The organism is Capnocytophaga sp. oral taxon 329 str. F0087 (assembly GCF_000213295.2).
Lineage (GTDB): Bacteria > Bacteroidota > Bacteroidia > Flavobacteriales > Flavobacteriaceae > Capnocytophaga > Capnocytophaga leadbetteri_A.
In genome coordinates, this window is sequence record NZ_KN390072.1 from 1 (window position 1) to 4320 (window position 4320).

Annotated in this window: 5 protein-coding genes; 1 reads left to right on the forward strand and 4 read right to left on the reverse strand. The window is 38.3% G+C overall.

Annotated elements, in window-relative coordinates:
• Positions 1-281 (forward strand): bL17 family ribosomal protein (locus tag HMPREF9074_RS11190; protein WP_034540869.1); only part of this gene is annotated, 281 nt, incomplete at its 5' end.
• 178 nt (positions 282-459) lie between these two features.
• Here HMPREF9074_RS11190 and HMPREF9074_RS11195 read toward each other — a convergent pair.
• The 4 genes from HMPREF9074_RS11195 to HMPREF9074_RS11210 form a co-directional block, all read right to left on the reverse strand.
• Positions 460-1851, reverse strand: a complete 1392-nt coding sequence (locus tag HMPREF9074_RS11195; RefSeq protein WP_009391681.1) for a NupC/NupG family nucleoside CNT transporter — start codon at positions 1849-1851, stop codon at positions 460-462.
• A gap of 15 nt (positions 1852-1866) precedes the next feature.
• The gene (locus HMPREF9074_RS11200; RefSeq protein WP_009391683.1) at positions 1867-2478 is read right to left on the reverse strand and encodes a bifunctional nuclease family protein; all 612 of its coding nucleotides are present in this window, start codon (positions 2476-2478) and stop codon (positions 1867-1869) included.
• A 278-nt stretch (positions 2479-2756) separates the two neighbouring features.
• The gene (locus HMPREF9074_RS11205; RefSeq protein WP_009391685.1) at positions 2757-3197 is read right to left on the reverse strand and encodes a copper resistance protein NlpE; all 441 of its coding nucleotides are present in this window, start codon (positions 3195-3197) and stop codon (positions 2757-2759) included.
• Positions 3198-3210: 13 nt separating this feature from the next.
• Positions 3211-4320: sensor histidine kinase (locus tag HMPREF9074_RS11210; protein WP_034540871.1), on the reverse strand; the 1110-nt coding region annotated here is incomplete at its 5' end.

A 4320-nucleotide genomic window follows, 5' to 3' on the forward strand; every position in this document is an offset into this window, starting at 1 on the left:
TAGCTTTTAGTAAGCTACATAACAAATACGCTGTAACAGAGCTTTTTAAAGAAGTAGCTACTAAAGTAGGCAATCGCCCAGGTGGGTATACCCGTATTATCAAATTGGGTAACCGTTTAGGAGATAATGCTGAAATGGCATTGATTGAGTTTGTAGATTATAACACTACTTATAACACAGCAAAAGTAGCTAAGAAGAAAACTACTCGTCGTGGTAGAAAGAAAGCTACCGCTGAAGAAGTTGCTCAGCCTGCACAGGCTACAGAAGCTGCTGCTGAATAACATAAAGTTGCAAATAAAAGAAAAAGGCTACCTTTTATCAAGGCAGCCTTTTTTATTACTATTTGTTTTGCTTTCTCAAGATTATGGACAAGGTTGTAACAGGATGGAACAACTATTTGTACAATATTAATTCTTGCAATATCTTTGCATCATAAAATTACGAAGAATCTCATTTAGATTATCCTATAATGGTACCTGCAATAGTAGCTGATAATAATGATGCTAAGGTGCCGCCTAAAACTGCTTTTAAGCCAAATTCTGAAAGGGTTTTGCGTTGGTTAGGAGCAAGGGCTCCAATGCCTCCTATTTGGATGCCTATAGAGGCAAAATTAGCAAATCCACAGAGCATATAGGTAGCAATCATCACTGATTTATTGTATAACAAATGAGGCTCACTAGTGAGGTCTTTTAGAACCCCTAACTGTGTATAAGCTACGAACTCAGAAGACGCAAGTTTAATACCTAGTAGTTGTCCCATTAGCATTACGTCTTCTTTACCAATGCCTATTAACCACATTACGGGAGAGAAGATAGTGCCGAGTATCATTTCGAGAGATAATCCACTTTGATAAGGAGTGTTGGCTGCAATTACATCATTAAGAGTAGTTAAATCGCCAATCCAGTTGAAAATGCAGTTTATCATCGCAATAAGTGCTACGAATACAAGTAGCATAGCTCCTACATTGGCAGCTAATTTTAGTCCGTCAGTGGTGCCATTAGCTATAGCATCGAGTATGTTAGAACCTACATTCTCCATTGATACATGAGAGTCATTAGAGAACTGCTCTGTTTGTGGGCATAATATTTTAGAAATAACAATAGCACCAGGAGCAGCCATTACTGAAGCAGCTAATAGATGTCGAGCAAAAAGCAATCGCATTTGTGGGTCATCACCTCCTAGATATTGTATATATGAAGCCATTACACCACCTGCTACAGTAGCCATTCCACCAATCATCACAAGGAGGATTTCAGAGCGAGTCATTTTGGGTAGGTAGGCTTTAATCATCAGAGGGGCTTCCGTTTGTCCTAAAAATATATTGCCAGTTACAGATAGACTTTCTGCTCCAGAGATGTTTAGTAGCTTAGAAAGTGCCCACGCCATTGCTTTTACAACTATTTGTATCACTCCTAAGTAGAAAAGTAGAGAGGTAAGGGCGGAGAAAAAGATGATAGTAGGCAACACTTGAAAGACAAATATGTAGCCGAAAGATTGAGTATCGAGTAGATTGCCTAATAAGAATTGGCTACCAGCACGGGTGAAGTCGAGGATTAACACGAATATACTCCCCACAGCATCAAAACCTTTCTGTATAAAATTGACTTTTAAGATACCTACAGCGATACATAACTGTAATAATAAACCAATGCCCACAGTGCGCCAATTCACAGCACGGCGGTTATTGCTAAAGAGATAAGCTATGAGGAGAATGGCTACCATTCCTAATGCGCCACGCCATAAGCCTTCTATTGTGAATCCTTGGCTTTCAATAAAATGGGCGGGTTGAGCGTTACTTATCGCTGGAGAGAGGAAGAAGAGACTTCCTAAAGTAATTGTTAGTTCTTTCATCTATAATATAATTGTTTAAAAAGTACTGTTTCGTTTAGAAATTTCGTCACGGATGTGAGCGGCAATCTCATAATCTTCGTTCTCAATACAATCATTAAGCATCTTTTTAAGCTCTGTTAGTGAGTATTTAGAATAACGATTTCTGGTGCCATCGTTTTCCTCTTCTATATCATCTAAAGAGGGGCTCACAGGGTTTTGATTTTCCTCATTGAGGAGGGGAATGTAGATGCCGGCTTTTTGCACAATATCTCTATAGGTATAGATAGGGGCATTAAATCGGAGTGCGAGAGCAATAGCATCGCTGGTGCGTGCATCAATAGTGCGCTCTTCACCATTCTGAATACATAGCATATTAGAATAGAAAATTCCTTCCTCTAACTTGTAAATTACGACTCTTTTCACTTTGATATGAAAAGCATCGGCGAATATTTTGAAGAGGTCGTGAGTAAGAGGTCGAGGGGGAATAATATTCTTTTCAAGCTCTAACGCAATTGACTGGGCTTCAAAGGCACCTATTACAATAGGAAGTTTTAAATCAGACTCTAATTCGTGCATTATCAGTACAAAGGCATCGTTTTGAGATTGATTGTATGAAATTCTTTTAATAAAAAGCCGTACTAAATCCATTGGTATATTGCCAGCCTAAAGTTGGAATTGGGCTGTAAAGATACTACAAAAAAAGATAACTGCCAAAGATTTTGAATGTTATTTTCATAAAAAAGTACGAAGAGGTTGTTAAAAAAGTTAATTCTAAAAGTTTGGAGATAGTATATTCTTAGGCAAGAAGTGAGATTTTTATAATTTGTATGTGTTAGAAAATGAGGAAGTTATGATAATAAAAGTAAGAATACAAAAAAGCTGCTCCCTCAAAGAAAGAGCAGCCTTGTGCTAACGAAGCTCTATTGCTATTGCATTTGCTTAGTAAGGGTGTATTGAGCTGCCATTTCAGGCTCTTTGCCGTCTTCACCCACTAATATAATGCTACTGTCAGACTTCAGAAGAAAATAAGATTTTTCACCACTTTCAGAAGTAAGGGTAAGGATATTTTCATTCTTAGTTACTTTACCTTCTTCTTTAGCACGAAAGTCCTTAGAGGCACACTCTTCTTGTTTCACGTAAGTGTCATCAGCGTAGAGATGAATAACAGTAGCCATTCCACCACAATCGGCAGCAGGGAGAGTTCCTACATAAGTAGCCACTACTTCGGGAACTTGTTTTTCATCAGCAGAAGTGGTCATTATAGTACTTTCAGTGGTGTTGGTCATCGTATTGTTTTGAGACCCATTGTTTTGGCAAGCAGCAAATAATAAAGCGATTGCTCCTAATGTTAAAATGTTTTTATTCATAAATATAATGTTTTTATGTTTGATTCGTTTTCAAAAAATGTGCCAATACAGCTGTAAATTCGCTTCCTTTTCCAACCTCAGAAGTAAAAGAGATAGTGCCTCCATACGAAAGAATGATATTTTTTACCATTGCTAAGCCCAAACCACTGCCGCTAGTTTTGGTGGTAAAACGAGGTTCGAAAATTTTATCTCGGTCAGTTTCTTTTATGCCTATGCCATTATCTTTTACTTTTAAGGTAATACAGTCATTGTCTTTGTACAGCGACACTTCTATATGCGGCATTGGGGTATTTTCGGTAGCTTGCATAGCATTTTTTACTAAGTTAGTAACCACACGTCCTAGTTGGTCACGGTCAAAAACAGCAGTGATATCGCTGTCAGAATACGTGAAATGGATATAATCAGTATTAAAAATATCTAAAGTACGCTTGATAACGGGTACAAAGTTGAAGTTTTCATCATTTTTAGCAGGCATATTCGTAAGAGCGGAAAAAGCAGTTGAGATATTGCTAAGAATGTCGATTTGCTGAATAAGTGATTCACAAAATTCGTTAGTGAGCTCACTTGATTGAGTTTCTCTGTTAGCTTTTCGCTGGAAACTTTGCACCGATAGGCGCATAGGGGTTAGCGGATTTTTGATTTCGTGGGCTACTTGTTTTGCCATCTCTCGCCACGCCTGTTCACGCTCCGACTGTGCTAAGAGAGCCTTGCTATTCTCAATCTCATCAATCATAGCATTATAGGCACTTACTAATTCAGAAATTTCGGCAGGAGCAGACTTAAGGGTTATTTTCTCATTGCGCGATAGTAGGCGAGTTTTATCTAACCGTTGTTCAATGGTTTTTAATGACTTAGTGATATATTTAGAGATGAAATAAGCCACAATAAGGGCTACAATAAGCAGTGAAAAATAGACAATAGCAAGGTTGTATAACGAACCTTCCAAAGCGCGCTCATTGAAAGTATCATTCTCAAAATAGGGAATGCTAAGGATAGCGATGGGCTTAAACTGTAAGTCAGTAATGTAGCTATAAGAAGTTTGGTAGCCTCTGCCTGCCACTTCGTGATGCTCAGCAATACGTTTATTGAGGGTAGAAGAGAGTTGCTGAAGCACTGAGGGAGG

Bases quoted from the DNA above. Each gene is read 5' to 3' on its own strand.
- HMPREF9074_RS11195 (WP_009391681.1), bottom strand. From the start codon at position 1,851: ATGAAAGAACTAACAATTACTTTAGGAAGTCTCTTCTTCCTCTCTCCA.
- HMPREF9074_RS11200 (WP_009391683.1), bottom strand. From the start codon at position 2,478: ATGGATTTAGTACGGCTTTTTATTAAAAGAATTTCATACAATCAATCT.
- HMPREF9074_RS11205 (WP_009391685.1), bottom strand. From the start codon at position 3,197: ATGAATAAAAACATTTTAACATTAGGAGCAATCGCTTTATTATTTGCT.